Consider the following 22,033-nt stretch of genomic DNA (forward strand, 5'->3'; position numbering starts at 1 on the left):
ACGGGTGACAGAATCGCCCGTCCGGTGAGTGAGACTGTCCCACACATCGGATGTAGGAGAAACGAGGTCGGATGATGCGTACGCGTCCGCTGAAGGTGGCGCTGCTGGGCTGTGGTGTGGTCGGCTCAGAGGTGGCGCGCATCATGACGACGCACGCCGACGACCTCGCCGCGCGCATCGGCGCGCCGGTCGAGCTCGCCGGCGTCGCCGTCCGCCGCCCGTCGAAGGTCCGCGAGGGCATCGACCCCGCGCTCATCACCACCGACGCCACGGCCCTGGTCAAGCGCGGCGACATCGATGTGGTCATCGAGGTCATCGGCGGCATCGAGCCCGCCCGCACCCTCATCACCACCGCCTTCGAGCACGGCGCGAGCGTCGTCTCCGCCAACAAGGCGCTCCTCGCCGAGGACGGCACGGCCCTGCACGCCGCCGCCGAGGAGCACGGCCGCGACCTCTACTACGAGGCCGCCGTCGCCGGGGCCATCCCGCTGGTCCGCCCGCTGCGCGAGTCCCTCGCCGGCGACAAGGTCAACCGGGTGCTCGGCATCGTCAACGGCACGACCAACTTCATCCTCGACAAGATGGACACCAGCGGCGCCGGCTACTCCGAGGCGCTCGACGAGGCCACCGCCCTCGGGTACGCCGAGGCCGACCCGACCGCCGACGTCGAGGGCTTCGACGCCGCCGCGAAGGCCGCGATCCTCGCCGGGATCGCCTTCCACACCCGGGTGAGGATCGGCGAGGTGCACCGCGAGGGCATCACCGAGGTCACCGCCGCCGACATCGCCTCCGCCCGGCGCATGGGCTGCACCGTCAAGCTCCTCGCCATCTGCGAGCGGGCGGCGGACGGGCAGTCGGTCACCGCGCGCGTCCACCCCGCGATGATCCCGCTCAGCCACCCGCTGGCCTCCGTCCGCGAGGCGTACAACGCGGTCTTCGTCGAGGCCGAGGCGGCCGGGCAGCTGATGTTCTACGGCCCCGGCGCCGGCGGTTCGCCGACCGCCTCCGCGGTCCTCGGCGACCTCGTCGCCGTCTGCCGCAACAAGCTCAACGGTGCCACCGGTCCCGGTGAGTCCGCCTACACGCGCCTGCCCGTCAGCCCGATGGGCGAGGTCGTGACGCGCTACCACATCAGCCTCGACGTCGCCGACAAACCGGGCGTTCTCGCCCAGGTCGCCACGGTCTTCGCCGAGCAGGGTGTGTCGATCGATACCGTTCGTCAGCAAGGCCGTCAGGACTCGAGCGGCGAGGCTTCTCTCGTCGTCGTCACCCACCGCGCGCCCGACGCCGCCCTCTCGGCGACCGTCGAAGCGCTGCGCAAGCTCGACACCGTGCGCGGTGTCGCCAGCATCATGCGTGTTGAAGGGGAGTAAGGACCCATGACCAGCAAGGGCACCCACCAGTGGCGCGGCATCATCGAGGAGTACCGGGACCGTCTCCCGGTCACGAGCACGACGCCGGTCGTCTCGCTCCGTGAGGGCGGCACTCCGCTCGTCCCGGCGCAGGTCCTGTCCGAGCGCACGGGCTGCGAGGTGCACCTCAAGGTCGAGGGCGCCAACCCCACCGGTTCGTTCAAGGACCGCGGCATGACCATGGCCATCACCCGGGCCAAGGAGGAGGGCGCGCAGGCCGTCATCTGCGCCTCCACCGGCAACACCTCCGCCTCCGCCGCCGCGTACGCGGTGCGCGCCGGGATGGTCTGCGCCGTCCTCGTACCGCGCGGCAAGATCGCGCTCGGCAAGATGGGGCAGGCGCTCGTGCACGGCGCCAAGATCCTCCAGGTCGACGGCAACTTCGACGACTGCCTGACGCTGGCCCGCTCGCTCTCCGACAACTACCCGGTGGCGCTGGTCAATTCGGTCAACCCGGTCCGTATCGAGGGCCAGAAGACCGCCGCGTTCGAGATCGTCGACGCGCTCGGCGACGCCCCGGACATCCACGTCCTGCCGGTTGGCAACGCGGGCAACATCACGGCCTATTGGAAGGGCTACACCGAGTACGCCGGTGACGCCGTGTCCACCCACCGGCCGCGGATGTGGGGCTTCCAGGCCTCCGGTTCCGCGCCCATCGTGCGCGGCGAGATCGTCAAGGACCCGGCGACGATCGCCACCGCGATCCGGATCGGCAACCCGGCCTCCTGGAACTACGCCCTGGCCGCCCGGGACGAGTCCGGTGGCTTCATCGACGAAGTGACAGACCGTCAGATCCTGTCCGCCTACCGCCTGTTGGCCGCACAGGAGGGCGTCTTCGTGGAGCCCGCCTCGGCCGCCTCCGTCGCCGGTCTGCTCAAGGCCGCCGAAGAGGGCAAGGTCGACCCCGGCCAGCGGATCGTCTGCACCGTCACCGGCAACGGCCTCAAGGACCCCGACTGGGCCGTCGCGGGCGCACCGCAGCCCGTCACCGTCCCGGTCGACGCCGCCACCGCGGCGGAGAAGCTCGGCCTGATCTGAGGCCACGAGCCTTCGGGGCCGGGCGGGTTGCCCGCCCCGCCCGTACGGCCACCGCACCGCCCGGCAGGCGAAACGCCTCCGGGCGGTGCGGTGCAGATCGGGCAGATCGTGCCCAACCCCCTTTTCCAGGGCGGAGAGCGCAGGGGATGCGTGCGACACGCATCGTGCGCCTCCCATGCGCCCTATGTCGCCACAGAACCTTCCTTCGATAAGCTGTACGTGATCGGCAGCGTCGTCACACGGCCCTGTCCCGGTCGCCGTGCGGTGGCCGTGGGGTCCACCACCGGAGCACCGCCGCCCGGAAGTCGCGTTCCGGCCGACCGGACTCCCGTGTCACCATCCCGCCGCCGCAGAGTCACCCGCACGCACCGCATCCCCGCCCCAAGGAGTCCACCAGCCGATGGCCGGTCCCGCGTTCCGAGCCGCCGCCGTCAGGGTGCGCGTCCCCGCCACCAGCGCCAACCTGGGCCCGGGCTTCGACGCCCTCGGCCTGTCGCTGGGCCTCTACGACGACGTGGTCGTCCGGGTCGCCGACTCCGGCCTGCACATCGACATCGCCGGTGAGGGCGCCGACACCCTGCCCCGCGACGAGTCGCACCTGCTCGTCCGTGCCATGCGCACCGCCTTCGACCTGCTCGGCGGGCAGCCGCGCGGGCTGGAGATCGTCTGCGCCAACCGCATCCCGCACGGCCGCGGCCTCGGCTCCTCCTCCGCCGCCATCTGCGCCGGCATCGTCGCCGCCCGCGCCGTGACCACCGGCGGCGAGGCCCGCCTCGACGACGCCGCGCTGCTGGAGCTGGCCACCGAGATCGAGGGCCACCCGGACAACGTCGCGGCCTGCCTCCTCGGCGGATTCACCCTCGCCTGGATGGACGGCGGAGCGGCCCGCGCGATCCGGATGGACCCGGCCGCCCAGGTCGTGCCGGTGGTCTTCGTACCGGGCAAGCCGGTGCTCACCGAGACCGCCCGCGGACTGCTGCCCCGCCAGGTCCCGCACGTCGACGCCGCCGCCAACGCCGGCCGCGCCGCACTGCTCGTCGAGGCGCTGACCCGGCGCCCCGAGCTGCTGCTGGCCGCCACCGAGGACCGGCTCCACCAGGAATACCGGGGCCCGGCGATGCTGGAGAGCCTCGAACTGGTGCACCGGCTGCGCGCCGACGGCATCCCCGCCGTCATCTCCGGCGCAGGGCCCACGGTTCTCGCCCTCACGGAGGAAGGCGCCGCCGACAAGGTGGCCCGGCTCGCGGGTGAGGGATGGGCCGCGAACCGGCTCGCGCTCGACGGCCCCGGCGCGTGCGTGCTGCCGCTCGCGCCGTAAGCAGAGGGATTGCCGGTGACAGAGAGGGGGAATATTTGTTGGAGCCGGTAGTGTTAATCTCAAGTCGGCAATCGACGTCCCAGCGACGCGTTGCTTCGTGTCCCCTTCAGGGACCACCTTTCTTCCGGGAGCCTCCCCAACTGCCTGATCAGCCTGTCTGAGCAGTTTCGAGCACGCTCCGGAACCGGCACGACACCCCACGTTCGTCCATGAGTGGGCCGAGCAGGGGGAGCTCGCGTCGGACCCCGCACGTTCATCTCTCCGCCGCACCCGGCGGACCACCGCCCCGGCCCGGTCCGCGATCGAAAGATCACATACCGAATGCCGGACAGCACAACCGGTCGCCGAGCCAGAAGGCCGACGTCCGCTCCAGGGAAGGACCCTTCGTGAGCGACACCACCGATCTGATGGGCGTGACTGCCGACAAGAGCGTCGACAGCGCCGCGCCCGCCGAAGGTGCTGCCACTGGCACCACCGCACGGCGCCGCCGCTCCGGCACCGGCCTTGACGGCATGGTCCTGGCCGAGCTGCAGCAGGTCGCGTCCGGCCTCGGCATCAGGGGCACCGCGCGTATGCGCAAGAGCCAGCTGATCGAGGTCATCAAGGAGGCGCAGGCCGGCAAGGCCCCCGCCGCCAAGGCCGCCGCCAAGGCGCCCGCCGCCGGGACGGACGCGGAGAGCAAGCCCAAGCGCCGCGCCACCTCCAAGGCGCGCACGGGTGACGAGGCCGCCGCCCCGGCCGAGAAGCCGGCCGCCCAGCAGCAGATCGACATCCCCGGCCAGCCCGCCAGCGACGACCAGCCCGCGGGCGAGCGCCGCCGGCGCCGCGCCACCGCGCAGGCCGGTGCCCCCGAGGTCAAGGCCGAGCCGAAGCAGGACGACCGCGCCGCCGAGGCCAAGCAGGACGACCGCGCCGAGGCGAAGGGCGACGCCCGCGCCGAGTCGGCGGCCGACACGGCCGAGGGCCGTCGCGGCGACCGCCAGGACCGTCAGCGCGGCGACCGCGGTGACCGCCGCGACCGCCAGCGCGACCGCCGGGGCAAGGGCGACGACCAGGGCCAGCAGCGTCAGGGCCAGGGCCAGTCGCAGCGTCAGGGCCAGGGCCAGACCCAGGGTCAGGGCCAGGGCGGCGGTCAGGGCCAGCAGCACCGTGACAACGGTCCGCAGGACGACTTCGACGACGAGGGCGGCCGCCGCGGCCGTCGTGGCCGCTACCGCGACCGCCGTGGCCGTCGTGGCCGCGACGAGTTCCAGAGCGACGTGCAGGTGGCCGACGACGACGTCCTGATCCCCGTCGCGGGCATCCTGGACATCCTCGACAACTACGCGTTCATCCGGACCTCCGGCTACCTCCCGGGCCCGAACGACGTGTACGTCTCGCTCGCCCAGGTCCGCAAGAACGGCCTGCGCAAGGGTGACCACGTCACCGGCGCCGTGCGCCAGCCCAAGGACGGCGAGCGCCGCGAGAAGTTCAACGCCCTCGTGCGCCTCGACACCGTCAACGGCATGGCGCCCGAATCCGGCCGCGGCCGCCCGGAGTTCCAGAAGCTGACGCCGCTGTACCCGCAGGACCGGCTCCGCCTGGAGACCGACTCCAACGTCCTGACGACGCGGATCATCGACCTGGTCGCCCCGATCGGCAAGGGCCAGCGCGGACTGATCGTGGCCCCGCCGAAGACCGGTAAGACCATGATCCTCCAGGCCATCGCCAACGCGATCACGGTCAACAGCCCCGAGTGCCACCTGATGGTCGTCCTCGTGGACGAGCGTCCGGAAGAGGTCACCGACATGCAGCGGTCGGTGAAGGGCGAGGTCATCTCCTCGACCTTCGACCGTCCCGCCGAGGACCACACCACCGTCGCCGAACTGGCCATCGAGCGGGCCAAGCGCCTGGTCGAGCTGGGTCACGACGTGGTCGTCCTGCTCGACTCGATCACCCGCCTGGGCCGCGCGTACAACCTCGCGGCGCCGGCCTCCGGCCGCATCCTGTCCGGTGGTGTCGACTCGACCGCGCTGTACCCGCCGAAGCGCTTCTTCGGTGCCGCGCGCAACATCGAGGACGGCGGCTCGCTGACCATCCTGGCCACCGCGCTCGTCGAGACCGGCTCGCGCATGGACGAGGTGATCTTCGAGGAGTTCAAGGGCACCGGCAACATGGAGCTCAAGCTCGACCGGAAGCTCTCGGACAAGCGCATCTTCCCGGCCGTCGACGTCGACGCGTCCAGCACCCGCAAGGAAGAGATCCTGCTGGGCAGCGACGAGCTGGCCATCACCTGGAAGCTGCGCCGCGTGCTCCACGCGCTCGACCAGCAGCAGGCGATCGAGCTCCTGCTGGACCGGATGAAGAAGACCCAGTCCAACGCGGAGTTCCTGCTCCAGATCCAGAAGACGACGCCGTCGCCGGGCAACGGCAACGACTGACGTCCGCACCGCGGTTGAACGAAGCCGCCCCCGTCGCACCCGCGACGGGGGCGGTTTTGTCGTACAGGGGGCGGTCCCGAGACCTTCGCCACACCCAGAGTGATCGCCCCGGGGGTGCCCGGAAACGTGCAGAAGGAAAGAAACCGCAGGTGAGCGCGGTGTCACCGGTAGTTCTCCAGGTCCGCCCCCCCACCCGTTCGGCCGTACGGTGGTCACAGGGCGTTGTGACACCCTTCTTGGTGCTTCGGCGTCCATCCGAGAGACGACCCGACCGTGCCGGGACCACACCGGCAGGGGGGAGCAGGGAGCAGCGGGGAACCTGGAACGAGGGAACACCATGAGCGAGCAGAGCAGAGGTACGGGCCGCATACGCGGCACCGGCAGCCGGCGCAGAAAGCCTTCGCGCCGGCGCCGGGTGAAGACGGTGGTGGCCTGGACGGCGGCGGGGGTCGTGGTCCTCGGCGGATCGGGCCTCGCCTACGCGTACTTCGCACTCGACGGAAACCTCAAGGGCGTCGACATCAACGCCGCCCTCGGCACGGACCGCCCCGACAACGTGGACAACGGCTCCGAGGACATCCTGGTGCTCGGCTCGGACTCCCGCTCCGGCGCCAACGCCGAGTACGGCAAGGACCAGGGCGGCGCCCGTTCGGACACCGCGATGGTCGTGCACGTCAACAAGGGCCACAAGTCGGCGAGCATCGTCTCGATCCCGCGCGACACGATCGTCGACCGGCCCGCATGCACCGACCCCGACACCGGGCAGCAGGCCCCCGCGGCCACCGGCCAGATGTTCAACTCGGCCTACCAGGTGGGCGGTCCGGCCTGCACGGTGAAGACCGTCGAGGCGATGTCCGGCATCCGCATGGACCACTACGTCGAGGTCGACTTCACCGGCTTCAAGAAGCTCGTCGACCAGCTGGGCGGTGTCGAGATCACCACCAGCGAGGCGATCGACGACCCCGGCAGCCACCTCGACCTCGCCCCCGGCACGCACACCCTCGACGGCGAACAGGCCCTCGGCCTCGTCCGTACCCGCAAGAGCGTCGGCGACGGCAGCGACCTCGGCCGCATCCAGCTCCAGCAGGCCTTCGTGAAGGCGCTGATGAAGCAGGTCAAGTCGGTGGGCGTGTTCACCAACCCCGCCAAGCTGTTCGGACTCGCGAACACCGCCACCAAGGCCATCACCACCGACTCCGACCTGGCGTCGGTCACCAAGCTCACCGGATTCGCGAACGGGCTCAAGGGCCTCGACGCCAACGACGTCGACATGGTCACCCTGCCCGTCCAGTACGACCCGGCGGACCCCAACCGGGTCGTCCCGCTGGAGAAGGACGCGCAGGAGGTCTGGAAGGCCCTGCGCGCGGACACCGCGATCCCCGCCTCCGCCACCGCGGACTCGGCCGGCGACAAGGGCTCGGCGAGCGCCGTCGTACGGTAGGCGGCACCCGCGCCGCCCGCCCGGCCGTTCCGGCCGGGAATAGACCGGCCCGTACCCCCGTTTTGGGAGATACGGCCGGTCCTGGCAGACTGGTACGTCGGCCCCGGTTCACGGACGCGCAATCCGCGCGGACGACCCGGAGCCCTCCCGAAACTAGGAGACACCTTGAAGCGCGACATTCACCCCACGTACGTCGAGACGCAGGTCAGCTGCACCTGTGGCGCGTCGTTCACCACCCGGAGCACCATCGACAACGGCACCATCCGTGCCGACGTCTGCTCCGAGTGCCACCCGTTCTACACGGGCAAGCAGAAGATCCTCGACACCGGCGGCCGTGTGGCCCGCTTCGAGGCCCGCTTCGGCAAGGGTGCAGGCTCCGCCGCCAAGTAGCGAGCCACAGCGCCGGTTCTCGGGCGCCCTCTCGGGGGCGGCGGGAACCGGCGTTTTTTCCGGTCGGGTCCTGGGGCGACCCGGGACCCGACCGGCACCTTCCTCCAGCAGGCCCGTAGAAGTCACCCCCACCCAGGAGCCCGAAGATGTTCGAGGCGGTCGAGGAACTGATCGGTGAACACGCCGATCTCGAGAAGAAGCTCGCCGACCCGTCGGTCCACGCGGATCAGGCCAACGCGCGCAAGCTCAACAAGCGCTACGCGGAGCTGACCCCGATCGTCTCCACGTACCGGTCCTGGAAGCGGACCGGTGACGACATCGTGACCGCACGCGAGTTCGCCGCCGACGACCCCGACTTCGCCGCCGAGGTCAAGGAGCTGGAGAAGCAGCGCGAGGAGCTCACCGAGCACCTGCGCCTCCTTCTCGTTCCGCGCGACCCGAGCGACGACAAGGACGTGCTCCTGGAGATCAAGGCGGGTGCGGGCGGCGACGAGTCGGCCCTGTTCGCCGGTGACCTGCTCCGCATGTACCTCCGCTACGCCGAGCGCATCGGGTGGAAGACCGAGATCATCGACTCCACCGAGTCCGAGCTCGGCGGCTACAAGGACGTCCAGGTCGCCGTGAAGACCAAGGGCGGCAACGGCGCCACCGAGCCCGGCCAGGGCGTCTGGGCCCGGATGAAGTACGAGGGCGGCGTGCACCGCGTGCAGCGCGTGCCCTCCACCGAGTCCCAGGGCCGCATCCACACCTCCGCCGCCGGCGTCCTCGTGACCCCCGAGGCCGAGGAGGTCGAGGTCGAGATCCACGCCAACGACCTCCGCATCGACGTGTACCGGTCCTCCGGCCCCGGCGGCCAGTCCGTCAACACGACCGACTCCGCCGTCCGCATCACGCACCTGCCGACCGGTGTCGTCGCCTCCTGCCAGAACGAGAAGAGCCAGCTCCAGAACAAGGAGCAGGCCATGCGCATCCTGCGGTCCCGGCTGCTCGCCGCCGCCCAGGAGGCCGCCGAGCAGGAAGCCTCCGACGTACGCCGCAGCCAGGTGCGCACCGTCGACCGGTCCGAGAAGATCCGTACGTACAACTTCCCGGAAAACCGGATCTCGGACCACCGCGTCGGCTTCAAGGCGTACAACTTGGACCAGGTCCTCGACGGGGACCTCGACGCGGTGATCCAGGCGTGCGTCGACGCCGACTCCGCCGCCAAGCTCGCCAACGCCTGATCCCGCCCGCCCCGCCCGTGAACCCGTACGGAGATCCGCGATGAACCTGCTGCTCGCCGAGGTGGCCCAGGCCACCCAGCGGCTGGCCGACGCCGGTGTCCCCTCGCCGCGATTCGATGCCGAGGAGCTCGCGGCCTTCGTCCACGGAGTCAAGCGGGGCGAGCTGCACCGGGTGCCGGACGCGGACTTCGACGCGCGCTACTGGGAGACCATCGCGCGCCGCGAGAACCGCGAACCCCTCCAGCACATCACCGGCCGCGCCTTCTTCCGCTACCTGGAGCTCCAGGTCGGCCCCGGGGTGTTCGTGCCGCGCCCGGAGACCGAGTCGGTCGTCGGCTGGGCCATAGACGCGGTCCGCGCGATGGACGTCGTCGAGCCGCTCATCGTCGACCTCTGCACCGGCTCCGGCGCCATCGCCCTCGCCATGGCCCAGGAGGTGCCGCGCTCGCGCGTGCACGCCGTGGAGCTGTCCGAGGACGCCCTGACGTGGACCAGGAAGAACGCCGAGGGGTCCAGGGTCACCGTGCACCGCGGAGACGCCCTGAGCGCCCTTCCCGAGCTCGACGGCCAGGTCGACCTGGTGATCTCCAACCCGCCGTACATCCCGCTCACCGAGTGGGAGTACGTCGCGCCCGAGGCCCGCGACCACGACCCGCAGATGGCGCTGTTCTCCGGCGAGGACGGCCTCGACACCATCCGCGGCATCGAGCGCACCGCGCACCGCCTGCTCCGCCCCGGCGGCCTCGTCGTCATCGAGCACGCCGACACCCAGGGCGGCCAGGTCCCCTGGATCTTCACCGAGGAACGCGGCTGGGCCGACGCGGCCGACCACCCGGACCTCAACAACCGGCCGCGGTTCGCCACGGCCCGCAAGGCCATGCCGTGACCGGCGCCGCGGCCCCGTGCCCGCACTGCCCGCACCACCCTTACCCGTACACGCTTGAGGAGGCCGGCTGATGGCACGGCGATACGACTGCAACGACGCGACCGACCGTACGACCGGGCTGCGTGAAGCCGCCTCGGCGGTCCGTCGTGGCGAACTGGTCGTGCTGCCCACCGACACCGTGTACGGCATCGGTGCGGACGCCTTCTCCCGGGAGGCCGTCGCGGACCTGCTGGACGCCAAGGGCCGCGGGCGCAACATGCCCACCCCGGTCCTCATCGGCTCCCCGAACACGCTGCACGGCCTGGTCACCGACTTCTCCGAGCAGGCGTGGGAGCTCGTCGACGCCTTCTGGCCCGGCGCCCTCACCCTCGTCGCCAAGCACCAGCCGTCGCTCCAGTGGGACCTCGGCGACACCCGCGGCACCGTCGCCGTCCGGATGCCGCTGCACCCGGTCGCCATCGAACTCCTCACCGAGGTCGGCCCGATGGGCGTCTCCAGCGCCAACCTCACCGGCCACCCGTCCCCGGAGACCTGCGACGCCGCCCAGGAGATGCTCGGGGACTCCGTCTCCGTCTACCTCGACGGCGGCCCCACTCCGGGCAACGTCCCGTCCTCCATCGTGGACGTCACCGGCAAGGTCCCGGTCCTGCTGCGCGCCGGCGCCCTGTCCGTCGAGGAACTGCGCAAGGTGGTACCCGACCTCGAGGTGGCCAATTGACCGCCCCTGAGGGGCGTGGCATAGCGGGGCAGACCGACCACTTCCGCATTCTCCACGTCAGCACCGGCAACGTCTGCCGCTCGCCCATCACCGAGCGGCTGACCCGCCATGCCCTCGTGGACCGCCTCGGCGATCCGCACCAGGGCGGCCTCATCGTGGAGAGCGCCGGCACCTGGGGGCACGAAGGCGCCCCCATGGAGGCGAACGCCGAGATCGTCCTCGCCGACTTCGGCGCGGACGCCACCGGCTTCGTCGGCCGCGAGCTCCTGGACGAGCACGTGATCCGCGCCGACCTGGTGCTCACCGCGACCCGCGACCACCGCGCGCAGGTCATCTCGATGGGCCACTCCGCCGGTCTGCGCACCTTCACCCTCAAGGAGTTCACCCGGCTCGTGCGGGCCATAGACCCCGCCACCCTGCCGGACGCCCACGACGAGGGCGTGGTCGAGCGTGCCCGCGCGCTGGTCCGCGCCGCCGCCGCGCTGCGCGGCTGGCTGCTCGCCCCGACCGCCGACGCCGACGAGGTGTACGACCCGTACGGCGCCCCGATCACCTTCTTCCGCTCGATCGGGGACGAGATCAACCAGGCGCTCGACCCGGTCGTCACCGCGCTCACCGGCGTGCCCGCACACCACTGAGACGCGCCTGCCGGGCGTACTCCGGCCGGCGGCACCCACCCTTGCGCCGACCGGCCCCACCGGCCCTTTCGCGGCGGGCGTACGAGCGCCCACCGGCCTACATTGGATGCGAAGCCCCCCACCGCACTCCTCCAGGCCCGGAGCCGTCAGATGCCGGTCAGCACCCCCACCGCACCCCTGCCGCCCGCCGCTCCGCGGTGGGACCTCGGCCCGCTGCCGCGCACCGACCCGGAGATCGCCGAGGTGCTCCGGGACGAGGCATTCCGGCAGGCCGGCTCGCTCCAGCTGATCGCCGCCGAGAACTTCAACTCGCCCGCCGTCCTCGCGGCCCTCGCCTCGCCGCTCGCCAACAAGTACGCCGAGGGCTACCCCGGCGCCCGCCACCACGGCGGCTGCGACCACGCGGACGCCGCCGAGCGCATCGCGGTCTCCCGCGCCACCGCCCTCTTCGGCGCCGAGCACGCCAACGTCCAGCCGCACTCCGGCTCCTCCGCCGTCCTCGCCGCCTACGCGGCCCTGCTGCGCCCCGGCGACGCCGTATTGGCCATGGGCCTGACCTCCGGCGGCCACCTCACGCACGGGTCGCCGGGCAACTTCTCCGGACGCTGGTTCGACTTCACCGGCTACGGCGTCGACCCGGACACCGGCCTGATCGACTACGACCGGGTACGCGCCCTGGCCCGCGCCCGCCGGCCCAAGGCGATCGTCTGCGGCTCGATCTCCTACCCCCGCCACCCCGACTACGCGCTCTTCCGCGAGATCGCCGACGAGGTCGGCGCCCGCCTGATCGTCGACGCCGCGCACCCGATGGGGCTGATCGCCGGGGGAGCGGCGCCCAACCCGGTGCCGTACGCCGACGTGGTCTGCGCCACCACGCACAAGGTGCTGCGCGGGCCGCGCGGCGGGATGCTGCTCTGCCGGGCGGAGCTGGCCGGACGGATCGACCGCGCGGTCTTCCCGTTCACCCAGGGCGGGGCGCAGATGCACACCATCGCCGCGAAGGCCGTCGCGTTCGGGGAGGCGGCGACACCCGCGTACGCGATGTACGCGCACCGGGTCGTCGCCAACGCCCGCGTGCTCGCCGCCGCGCTGGAGGCGGAGGGGTTCGAGGTCGCGACCGGCGGCACCGACACCCACCTGGTACTGGCCGACCCGGCGCCGCTCGGCGTCGACGGACGGACCGCCCGCGACCGCCTCGCCGCCGCCGGAGTGATCCTGGACGCGTGCGCGCTGCCGCACGCCGGAGCCGCCGCCCTCACGGACGGCCACGGCCGGGGCATCCGGCTGGGCACGGCTGCGGTCACCACCCAGGGCATGGACGAGGCGGACATGGCCCGCATCGCCGTCCTGCTCGCCGACGCGGTCCGGGACGGGGCCGACCATGATCGTATCCGGGCCGAGGTGCGAGGATTCACCGAGCGGTATCCCCCCTTTCGCCGGTAGACGGAACCTGTGGAACCGTCACCCGTTCCCTGATGTCCTTGCTCGTGGGGCTAGGGTGTGGGGCTGAGATGGCCGGCGAAATCTGTGGGGCAGCCCGTGCGTGATTACCTGCTGACGCTGTGTGTCGCGGCCGCAGTGACCTATCTGCTGACCGGACCGGTGCGGAAGTTCGCCATCGCGATCGGGGCCATGCCCGCGATCCGCGCGCGCGACGTGCACCGGGAACCGACACCGCGACTCGGTGGCATCGCCATGTTCGGCGGACTGTGCGCCGGGCTGATCGTCGCCTCGCACCTGTTCAACCTCGGCGGGGTCTTCGAACTCTCCAACGAGCCGAGGGCGCTGCTCTCCGGGGCGGCGCTGATCTGGCTGATCGGCGTCCTGGACGACAAGTTCGAGATCGACGCCCTGATCAAGCTCGGCGGGCAGATGATCGCCGCCGCCGTCATGGTCATCCAGGGCCTGACGATCCTCTGGCTGCCGATCCCCGGCGTCGGGACGGTGGCGCTCACCCCCTGGCAGGGCACCCTGCTCACGGTCGCCCTGGTCGTCATCACGATCAACGCGGTGAACTTCGTCGACGGCCTGGACGGCCTCGCCGCCGGCATGGTCTGCATCGCCGCGGCCGCGTTCTTCCTGTACACCTACCGCCTCTGGTACGGGTACGGCATCGAGGCCGCCGCCCCCGCCACGCTCTTCGCCGCGATCCTCATGGGCATGTGCCTGGGCTTCCTGCCGCACAACATGCACCCCGCCCGGATCTTCATGGGCGACTCGGGGTCGATGCTGATCGGCCTGGTTCTCGCCGCCGGCGCGATCTCGGTCACCGGGCAGGTCGACCCGGACGCGATGAAGCTCTTCGAGGGGAGCGAGCGGCAGGCCACCCACGCGATGCTGCCGGTCTTCATCCCGCTGCTGCTGCCGCTGACGATCATCGCGATCCCCGCCGCCGACCTCGTGCTCGCGATCGTGCGGCGCACCTGGAACGGCCAGTCGCCGTTCGCCGCCGACCGCGGCCACCTGCACCACCGGCTGCTGGAGATCGGCCACTCGCACAGCCGGTCCGTGCTGATCATGTACTTCTGGTCGGCGCTGATCGCCTTCGGCGCCGTCGGGTACTCGGTGCACTCGGCGTCGATGTGGATCGTCCTGGTCATCGTCTTCCTCAGCGCCGTCGGCCTGGTGCTGCTCCTGCTGCCGCGCTTCACGCCGCGCGCCCCGCGCTGGGCCAACTCCCTGGTGCCGCCCCGCTACCGGCGCCGGCGCCGGGTCGTCCTTCCCGAGGGGCCCCACGAGGAGCTGCCCGGGGAGGGGGCGGGTGCCCCGGAAGCCCATGGCTCGCACCTCGCGGACGAGGACTCCGAGGGCGTACGGGTCGCGGTGGGCGTCTCCGGCGTCAACGGAGCGACCGCGATCGGCACTCGTTCGCGGTTCTCCGATCGGCGCAAAGCCGATTCCTCGCGTTGACCTTTCGGACGTCGTAGCCACTACCAGACAAGTCGTCAGATTGTCGCGCGCCACGCAGGCGACTAGTCCTCACGTGTGACAGTTGGCACACGTTTGAGGTAAAGACCTCATCAAATAGTTTGTGATACCGTTCACGAGACCCGGTGACAGAGCCGAAGGACCCGAGTACGTCGGTCCATTGGCCTCAGGCATCGACTCGGACCGGGCCTACGCTCGTCCATGACGACACCATTTGCCCACCCCAAGCAAGCGGAGCTGCCGCCATGCCGACCAACGACGCCCGGACCCTCCTCCACACCGCCCTGCCCACCGCTGCCGTCGGCGTGATCGCCGTCGCGATCAGCGCGGGTGTGGCCGGCGGCAAGGGGGCGCTCGGCGCGCTCGTCGGGGCGGTGGTCTCGATCTTCTTCATGGGGCTCGGACTCGTCGTCCTGCAGCGGACCGCCCGGTCCCTCCCGCATCTGTTCCAGATGATGGGGCTGTTGCTGTACACCGCTCAGCTCCTGCTGATGGTGATCTTCGTAGCCCTGTTCAAGGACACGACCGCGTTCAACCCGAAGGCGTTCGCGATCTCACTGGTCGCGCTCACCCTCGTATGGATCGGTGCCCAGGCCCGTGCGCACATGACGGCCAAGATGCTCTACGTCGAACCCGAGTCCAGCAAGGCCGAAAAGCCCGAAAAGACCGGCTCCTCGACGTGAAGGGTAGGGGCGGAATAAATGCCCGATCCGGACCCTGCTATCGTCCGGTTCCAACTGCGGCACTGCGGGCGCGGGCATGTGAGCTGACGCCTGCCCGATCGCGAGGCTCACATGCCTGACTGCCGCTCTCACATCCGAAACACCAGTCCAGTGCCGAACCGCGGCTGCGCGCCGCGCCGACACAACGAGGTTGCCGTACCTATGCGCCACGCTGAAGGAGCCCGCGGTGAGTGCTGACCCGACACAGGTGCTCGCCTTCGAGACCGATTGCCACATCTTTGACGGTTGTGGTTTCCCGGCACCCGGCCTGCACTCGTTCCTGTTCGAACCCCTCTGGGGCGATGCGGACAGCAACCTGTACTTCAACAAGCCGATGCTGCTGGCCCTGCTGGGCTCGGTCATCATCGTCGGTTTCTTCTGGGCCGCGTTCGCCAAGCCCAAGATCGTCCCCGGCAAGCTGCAGTCCGTCGCCGAGATGGGTTACGACTTCATCCGCCGCGGCGTCGTGCACGAGACCATCGGCAAGCGCGAGGGCGAGAAGTACGTCCCGCTCATCGTCTCGCTGTTCTTCTTCGTGTGGATGATGAACCTCTGGTCGATCATCCCGGTCGCCCAGTTCCCGGTGACGTCGATCATCTCGTACCCCGCCGTGCTCGCCGCGATCGTCTACGTGCTCTGGGTGAGCCTGACGTTCAAGAAGCACGGCTGGTCGGGCGGTTGGAAGAACATCACCGGCTTCGACAAGTCGCTCGGCCCGGTCGCCTGGCTGGCGGCCTTCATCGAGCTCTTCTCGAACCTCCTGGTCCGTCCGTTCACGCACGCGGTGCGACTGTTCGCGAACATGTTCGCGGGCCACACGCTGCTGCTGCTGTTCACGATCGCCAGCTGGTACCTGCTCAACGGCATCGGTATCGCCTACGCCGGCGTCTCGTTCGTGATGGTCATCGTGATGACCGCGTTCGAGCTCTTCATCCAGGCGCTGCAGGCGTACGTCTTCGTACTCCTGACCTGCACCTTCATCCAGGGCGCGCTCGCCAAGCACCACTGAGCCCCACGCACCCGACCCTTATTCGTCCGATGGCCAACCCCCATCGGTCCTTTGAAAGAAAAGGAAGACTGGCATGTCCCAGACCCTTGCTGCCGTCAGCGGCTCCCTCGGCTCCATCGGTTACGGCCTCGCCGCCATCGGCCCCGGCGTCGGCGTCGGCATCATCTTCGGTAACGGCACGCAGGCCCTCGCCCGTCAGCCCGAGGCTGCCGGCCTGATCCGCGCCAACCAGATCCTCGGCTTCGCCTTCTGTGAGGCGCTCGCCCTCATCGGTCTGGTCATGCCGTTCGTCTACGGCGTCTGATCTTCAGGCCCTGACGACCAGCAACCGAGACGAAAGGCACTGATGTGAACCCCCTGGTTCAGCTCGCGGCCGAAGAGGCGGAAAACCCCCTCATCCCGCCGATTCCCGAGCTCGTCATCGGCCTCATCGCCTTCCTCATCGTCTTCGGTCTCCTCGCCAAGAAGCTCCTCCCGAACATCAACAAGGTTCTGGACGAGCGCCGCGAGGCCATCGAAGGCGGTATCGAAAAGGCCGATGCGGCCCAGACCGAGGCGCAGAGCGTTCTTGAGCAGTACAAGGCTCAGCTCGCCGAGGCGCGTCACGAGGCCGCTCGACTGCGCCAGGAGGCGCAGGAGCAGGGCGCCGTCATCATCCAGGAGATGAAGGCGGAAGGCCAGCGGCAGCGTGAGGAGATCATCGCTGCCGGTCACGCCCAGATCGAGGCCGACCGCAAGTCCGCGGCCGCCGCGCTGCGTCAGGACGTGGGCAAGCTCGCCACCGACCTGGCCGGCAAGCTCGTCGGCGAGTCCCTCGAGGACCACGCCCGGCAGAGCGGCACCGTCGACCGGTTCCTCGACGAGCTCGAGGCGAAGGCCGAGGCCGTCCGATGAACCACGCGAGCCGCGAGGCACTGGCTGCCGCGCGCGAGCGGCTCGACGCGCTGACCGACAACACGTCGGTCGACGCCGAGAAGCTCGCCGAGGAGCTGGCATCCGTCACCGCGCTGCTCGACCGTGAGGTCTCGCTGCGTCGGGTCCTCACCGACCCGGCGCAGAGCGGCGAGGGCAAGGCCGAGCTCGCGGGCCGACTGCTCGGCGGTCAGGTGAGCGGCGAAGCCGTCGACCTGGTCTCGGGCATGGTCCGCTCGCGCTGGTCCTCCTCGCGCGACCTGGTGGACGCGACCGAGGAGCTGGCGGCCACCGCCGACCTCACCGCGGCCCAGCGTGCGGCTGCGCTCGACGACGTCGAGGACGAGGTGTTCCGGTTCGGCCGGATCGTCTCCTCCGACACGGCGCTGCGCTCCGCGCTCACCAGCCGTACGGCCACCCCCGCCGCGAAGGGCACGCTGCTGCGCAGCCTGCTCGGCGGGAAGAGCCGCCCGGCGACCGAGCGTCTCGTCACGCGCCTGGTCACGCACCCCCGTGGACGTAGCCTGGAGGCGGGACTCGAATCCCTGTCCAAGCTCGCCGCGGCCCGTCGGGAACGCACCGTCGCCGTGGTCACCTCCGCGGTGCCGCTGACCGACGTGCAGAAGCAGCGCCTCGGCGCGGCGCTGGCGAAGATCTACGGCCGGCAGATGCACCTGAACCTGGACGTGGACCCCGAGGTCCTCGGCGGAGTTTCGGTGCGCGTCGGTGACGAGGTCATCAACGGCACCATCGCGGACCGCCTCGACGAGGCGACCCGTCGCATGGCCGGCTGACGCCAGCCTTCGCTACAGAACTGAACGAGCAACACCTGCGGCCCGGTTGGGCCGTGCAGAAACTGCAGAAGATTCCTGGGGGTCGGCCCCCAGACCCCCTTAAGAAACTTCGGGCCCAACAAGGAGAGCAGGGAACCCAGATGGCGGAGCTCACGATCCGGCCGGAGGAGATCCGGGACGCACTGGAGAACTTTGTCCAGTCGTACCAGCCGGACGCGGCCTCGCGCGAGGAGGTCGGTACGGTCAGCGTTGCCGGCGACGGCATCGCGAAGGTGGAGGGCCTGCCCTCCGCCATGGCGAACGAGCTGCTGAAGTTCGAGGACGGCACCCTCGGTCTCGCCCTCAACCTCGAGGAGCGCGAGATCGGTGCGATCGTCCTCGGCGAGTTCAGCGGAATCGAGGAGGGCCAGCCGGTGCAGCGCACCGGTGAGGTGCTCTCCGTCGGCGTCGGCGAGGGCTACCTCGGCCGCGTCGTCGACCCGCTCGGCAACCCGATCGACGGTCTCGGCGAGATCGCGACCGACGGCCGACGCGCCCTCGAGCTGCAGGCCCCGGGCGTCATGGTCCGCAAGTCGGTCCACGAGCCCATGCAGACCGGCTACAAGGCCGTCGACGCGATGGTGCCGATCGGCCGCGGCCAGCGTCAGCTGATCATCGGCGACCGTCAGACGGGTAAGACCGCTCTGGCCGTCGACACGATCATCAACCAGCGCGACAACTGGCGCTCGGGCGACGTGAACAAGCAGGTGCGCTGCATCTACGTCGCCATCGGTCAGAAGGGCTCCACCATCGCCTCGGTGCGCGGTGCCCTCGAAGAGGCCGGCGCGCTGGAGTACACGACCATCGTCGCCGCCCCGGCGTCCGACCCGGCCGGCTTCAAGTACCTGGCGCCGTACACCGGTTCGGCCATCGGCCAGCACTGGATGTACCAGGGCAAGCACGTCCTGATCATCTTTGACGACCTTTCGAAGCAGGCCGACGCCTACCGCGCCGTGTCGCTTCTGCTGCGCCGTCCGCCGGGCCGCGAGGCCTACCCGGGCGACGTCTTCTACCTGCACTCGCGTCTGCTGGAGCGCTGCGCCAAGCTCTCCGACGAGATGGGTGCCGGTTCGATGACCGGTCTGCCGATCGTCGAGACCAAGGCGAACGACGTGTCGGCGTTCATCCCGACCAACGTCATCTCCATCACCGACGGCCAGTGCTTCCTGGAGTCCGACCTGTTCAACGCGGGTCAGCGTCCGGCGCTCAACGTCGGTATCTCGGTCTCCCGAGTCGGTGGCTCCGCCCAGCACAAGGCCATGAAGCAGGTCTCCGGCCGACTGCGCGTGGACCTCGCCCAGTACCGCGAGCTGGAGGCGTTCGCCGCCTTCGGTTCCGACCTGGACGCGGCCTCCAAGGCGTCGCTGGAGCGCGGTAAGCGCATGGTCGAGCTGCTGAAGCAGCCGCAGTACGCCCCGTACCCCGTCGAGGAGCAGGTCGTCTCCGTCTGGGCCGGCACCACCGGCAAGATGGACGACGTCCCGGTCGAGGACATCCGTCGCTTCGAGAGCGAGCTGCTGGACTACCTGCGCCGCGAGCGCAAGGACCTCCTGACCAGCATCGTCGAGGGCGGCAAGATGTCGGACGACACGCTGCAGTCGATCGCTGACGCCATTGCCGCGTTCAAGCAGCAGTTCGAGACCTCGGACGGCAAGCTTCTGGGCGAGGGCTGATCGATGGGCGCTCAGCTTCGCGTTTACAAGCGCCGCATCCAAGCCGTCACCGCGACCAAGAAGATCACCAAGGCGATGGAGATGATCGCCGCCTCGCGCATCGTCAAGGCGCAGCGCAAGGTGGCGGCGTCGCTGCCGTACGCCACCGAGCTCACCCGCGCGGTGACCGCGGTGGCGACCGGCTCCACCACCAAGCACCCGCTCACCACCGAGGTCGAGGCTCCGACCCGGGCCGCGGTCCTGCTCCTCACGAGCGACCGCGGTCTGGCCGGCGGCTACTCCTCCAACGCCATCAAGGCGGCGGAGCGCCTCCGGGAGCGTCTTGGCGCGGAGGGCAAGGAGGTCGACACCTACATCGTCGGCCGCAAGGGTGTCGCCTACTACGGCTTCCGTGAGCGGACCGTCGCGGAGTCCTGGACGGGCTTCACCGACAACCCGTCGTACGCGGACGCCAAGGCGATCGCCGCCCCCCTCATCGAGGCCATCTCCAAGGACTCGGCAGAGGGCGGTGTCGACGAACTGCACATCGTCTTCACGGAATTCGTGTCGATGATGACGCAGAACGCCATCGAAGGCCGGATGCTGCCGCTCTCCCTCGACCAGGTCGTGGAAGAGAACGGCACGAAGGGGGAGATCCTCCCCCTGTTCGACTTCGAGCCGTCGGCTGAGGACGTCCTCGACGCCCTTCTGCCGCGCTACGTCGAGAGCCGTATCTACAACGCGCTGCTGCAGGCCGCTGCTTCCGAGCACGCCGCCCGCCGCCGCGCGATGAAGTCGGCCACCGACAACGCCGGGGATCTCATCAAGAGCCTCTCCCGGCTTGCCAACGCGGCCCGCCAGGCCGAAATCACCCAGGAAATCAGCGAGATCGTCGGTGGAGCCAGTGCGCTGGCCGACGCGACCGCGGGGAGTGACAAGTAATGACGACCACAGTTGAGACGGCCGTTGCCACGGGCCGCGTCGCCCGGGTCATCGGCCCGGTCGTCGACGTGGAGTTCCCCGTCGACGCGATGCCGGACATCTACAACGCGCTGCACGTCCAGGTCGACGACCCGGCCGAGGCCGGCGCTCGTAAGACGCTGACCCTCGAAGTCGCCCAGCACCTGGGTGACGGCGTGGTCCGCGCGATCTCGATGCAGCCGACCGACGGTCTGGTCCGCCAGGCCCCGGTGACCGACACGGGTGCGGGCATCACCGTCCCCGTCGGCGACATCACCAAGGGCAAGGTCTTCAACACCCTCGGTCAGATCCTGAACGAGCCGGAGGCCGAGGCGCAGATCACCGAGCGCTGGCCGATCCACCGCAAGGCCCCGGCCTTCGACCAGCTCGAGTCGAAGACCGAGATGTTCGAGACCGGCCTGAAGGTCGTCGACCTGCTGACCCCGTACGTCAAGGGCGGCAAGATCGGTCTGTTCGGTGGTGCGGGCGTCGGCAAGACGGTCCTCATCCAGGAAATGATCATGCGTGTGGCGAAGCTGCACGACGGTGTGTCGGTGTTCGCCGGTGTCGGCGAGCGCACCCGTGAGGGCAACGACCTCATCGACGAGATGACCGAGTCGGGCGTCCTGGAGAAGACCGCGCTGGTCTTCGGCCAGATGGACGAGCCGCCGGGCACCCGTCTGCGGGTCGCGCTGTCCGCCCTGACCATGGCGGAGTACTTCCGCGATGTGCAGAAGCAGGACGTGCTGCTCTTCATCGACAACATCTTCCGCTTCACGCAGGCCGGTTCCGAGGTCTCCACGCTGCTCGGCCGCATGCCGTCCGCGGTGGGTTACCAGCCGACCCTGGCCGACGAGATGGGTGTGCTCCAGGAGCGCATCACCTCGACGCGTGGTCACTCGATCACCTCGATGCAGGCGATCTACGTCCCCGCGGACGACCTGACCGACCCGGCCCCGGCCACCACGTTCGCCCACCTCGACGCGACGACGGTTCTCTCCCGTCCGATCTCCGAGAAGGGCATCTACCCGGCCGTGGACCCGCTGGACTCCACGTCCCGCATCCTGGACCCGCGTTACATCACGCAGGAGCACTACGACGCGGCCAGCCGCGTCAAGGGGATCCTGCAGAAGTACAAGGACCTCCAGGACATCATCGCGATCCTCGGTATCGACGAGCTGGGCGAAGAGGACAAGCTCGTCGTCCACCGTGCCCGTCGCGTCGAGCGCTTCCTGTCGCAGAACACCCACGCCGCCAAGCAGTTCACCGGCCTGGACGGTTCGGACGTTCCGCTCGACGAGTCGATCGCCGCGTTCAACTCCATCTGCGACGGGGAGTACGACCACTTCCCCGAGCAGGCGTTCTTCATGTGCGGTGGCCTGGACGACCTCAAGGCCAAGGCCAAGGAGCTCGGCGTCTCCTGAGCCATCGGCTCACCGAGGGGGGTGGGTGTGTCCCACCCCCCTCACCACGCCCCGTAGAATTGACCCAACACCCGGCAACTACCGCCGGGTGGTGACCCGAGGAGCCACC

Annotated in this window: 20 protein-coding genes; all 20 read left to right on the forward strand. The window is 70.0% G+C overall.

Annotation, left to right across the window (positions count from 1 at the left end; all coding sequences use genetic code 11):
- Positions 1–71: 71 nt before the first annotated feature.
- Entirely contained in the window at positions 72–1,373 is a 1,302-nt protein-coding gene (locus ACWCWD_RS10655) for a homoserine dehydrogenase (RefSeq protein ID WP_450771804.1), read from the forward strand.
- 6 nt (positions 1,374–1,379) lie between these two features.
- Positions 1,380–2,450, forward strand: coding sequence for a threonine synthase (gene thrC / locus ACWCWD_RS10660; protein ID WP_450771806.1), 1,071 nt, complete (start codon positions 1,380–1,382; stop codon positions 2,448–2,450).
- Between the two features lie 400 nt (positions 2,451–2,850).
- Positions 2,851–3,768, forward strand: a complete 918-nt coding sequence (gene thrB, locus ACWCWD_RS10665; RefSeq protein ID WP_450771807.1) for a homoserine kinase — start codon at positions 2,851–2,853, stop codon at positions 3,766–3,768.
- Positions 3,769–4,154: 386 nt separating this feature from the next.
- The gene (rho, locus tag ACWCWD_RS10670; RefSeq protein ID WP_450771809.1) at positions 4,155–6,188 is read left to right on the forward strand and encodes a transcription termination factor Rho; all 2,034 of its coding nucleotides are present in this window, start codon (positions 4,155–4,157) and stop codon (positions 6,186–6,188) included.
- A gap of 337 nt (positions 6,189–6,525) precedes the next feature.
- Positions 6,526–7,629, forward strand: a complete 1,104-nt coding sequence (locus ACWCWD_RS10675) for an LCP family protein (protein WP_450771810.1) — start codon at positions 6,526–6,528, stop codon at positions 7,627–7,629.
- A 165-nt stretch (positions 7,630–7,794) separates the two neighbouring features.
- Positions 7,795–8,019, forward strand: coding sequence for a 50S ribosomal protein L31 (gene rpmE / locus ACWCWD_RS10680; RefSeq protein WP_327177988.1), 225 nt, complete (start codon positions 7,795–7,797; stop codon positions 8,017–8,019).
- A gap of 146 nt (positions 8,020–8,165) precedes the next feature.
- The gene (prfA, locus tag ACWCWD_RS10685; protein WP_390965436.1) at positions 8,166–9,242 is read left to right on the forward strand and encodes a peptide chain release factor 1; all 1,077 of its coding nucleotides are present in this window, start codon (positions 8,166–8,168) and stop codon (positions 9,240–9,242) included.
- 40 nt (positions 9,243–9,282) lie between these two features.
- Positions 9,283–10,128, forward strand: a complete 846-nt coding sequence (prmC, locus tag ACWCWD_RS10690) for a peptide chain release factor N(5)-glutamine methyltransferase (RefSeq protein ID WP_266709130.1) — start codon at positions 9,283–9,285, stop codon at positions 10,126–10,128.
- A gap of 70 nt (positions 10,129–10,198) precedes the next feature.
- Positions 10,199–10,846: an L-threonylcarbamoyladenylate synthase gene (locus ACWCWD_RS10695; protein WP_386891249.1), complete on the forward strand. Its 648-nt coding sequence runs from the start codon at positions 10,199–10,201 to the stop codon at positions 10,844–10,846.
- The gene (locus tag ACWCWD_RS10700) at positions 10,843–11,484 is read left to right on the forward strand and encodes an arsenate reductase/protein-tyrosine-phosphatase family protein (RefSeq protein WP_450771813.1); all 642 of its coding nucleotides are present in this window, start codon (positions 10,843–10,845) and stop codon (positions 11,482–11,484) included. The genes ACWCWD_RS10695 and ACWCWD_RS10700 overlap by 4 nt, the downstream gene beginning before the upstream one ends.
- A gap of 150 nt (positions 11,485–11,634) precedes the next feature.
- The gene (locus tag ACWCWD_RS10705) at positions 11,635–12,927 is read left to right on the forward strand and encodes a serine hydroxymethyltransferase (RefSeq protein ID WP_450771815.1); all 1,293 of its coding nucleotides are present in this window, start codon (positions 11,635–11,637) and stop codon (positions 12,925–12,927) included.
- A gap of 84 nt (positions 12,928–13,011) precedes the next feature.
- A complete protein-coding gene (locus ACWCWD_RS10710) occupies positions 13,012–14,394 on the forward strand; it encodes an MraY family glycosyltransferase (protein WP_450771817.1) in 1,383 nt (460 codons plus the stop codon).
- A gap of 263 nt (positions 14,395–14,657) precedes the next feature.
- On the forward strand, positions 14,658–15,095 hold the full coding sequence (locus ACWCWD_RS10715; protein ID WP_450771818.1) for a hypothetical protein: 438 nt from the start codon (positions 14,658–14,660) through the stop codon (positions 15,093–15,095).
- Positions 15,096–15,306: 211 nt separating this feature from the next.
- Positions 15,307–16,143: a F0F1 ATP synthase subunit A gene (gene atpB, locus ACWCWD_RS10720; protein WP_450771937.1), complete on the forward strand. Its 837-nt coding sequence runs from the start codon at positions 15,307–15,309 to the stop codon at positions 16,141–16,143.
- 73 nt (positions 16,144–16,216) lie between these two features.
- The gene (gene atpE / locus ACWCWD_RS10725; protein WP_031039373.1) at positions 16,217–16,447 is read left to right on the forward strand and encodes an ATP synthase F0 subunit C; all 231 of its coding nucleotides are present in this window, start codon (positions 16,217–16,219) and stop codon (positions 16,445–16,447) included.
- A 44-nt stretch (positions 16,448–16,491) separates the two neighbouring features.
- Positions 16,492–17,037 (forward strand): F0F1 ATP synthase subunit B, encoded by a 546-nt coding sequence (locus ACWCWD_RS10730; protein ID WP_327177996.1) that lies wholly within the window; start codon positions 16,492–16,494, stop codon positions 17,035–17,037.
- Positions 17,034–17,849: a F0F1 ATP synthase subunit delta gene (locus ACWCWD_RS10735; protein WP_450771820.1), complete on the forward strand. Its 816-nt coding sequence runs from the start codon at positions 17,034–17,036 to the stop codon at positions 17,847–17,849. The genes ACWCWD_RS10730 and ACWCWD_RS10735 overlap by 4 nt, the downstream gene beginning before the upstream one ends.
- A gap of 140 nt (positions 17,850–17,989) precedes the next feature.
- On the forward strand, positions 17,990–19,561 hold the full coding sequence (atpA, locus tag ACWCWD_RS10740) for a F0F1 ATP synthase subunit alpha (protein ID WP_390965441.1): 1,572 nt from the start codon (positions 17,990–17,992) through the stop codon (positions 19,559–19,561).
- Between the two features lie 3 nt (positions 19,562–19,564).
- Positions 19,565–20,482 (forward strand): F0F1 ATP synthase subunit gamma, encoded by a 918-nt coding sequence (locus ACWCWD_RS10745; RefSeq protein ID WP_450771821.1) that lies wholly within the window; start codon positions 19,565–19,567, stop codon positions 20,480–20,482.
- Entirely contained in the window at positions 20,482–21,924 is a 1,443-nt protein-coding gene (gene atpD, locus ACWCWD_RS10750; RefSeq protein ID WP_450771823.1) for a F0F1 ATP synthase subunit beta, read from the forward strand. The genes ACWCWD_RS10745 and atpD overlap by 1 nt, the downstream gene beginning before the upstream one ends.
- Positions 21,925–22,033 lie beyond the last annotated feature (109 nt).

Source organism: Streptomyces sp. NPDC001493, from assembly GCF_053597235.1.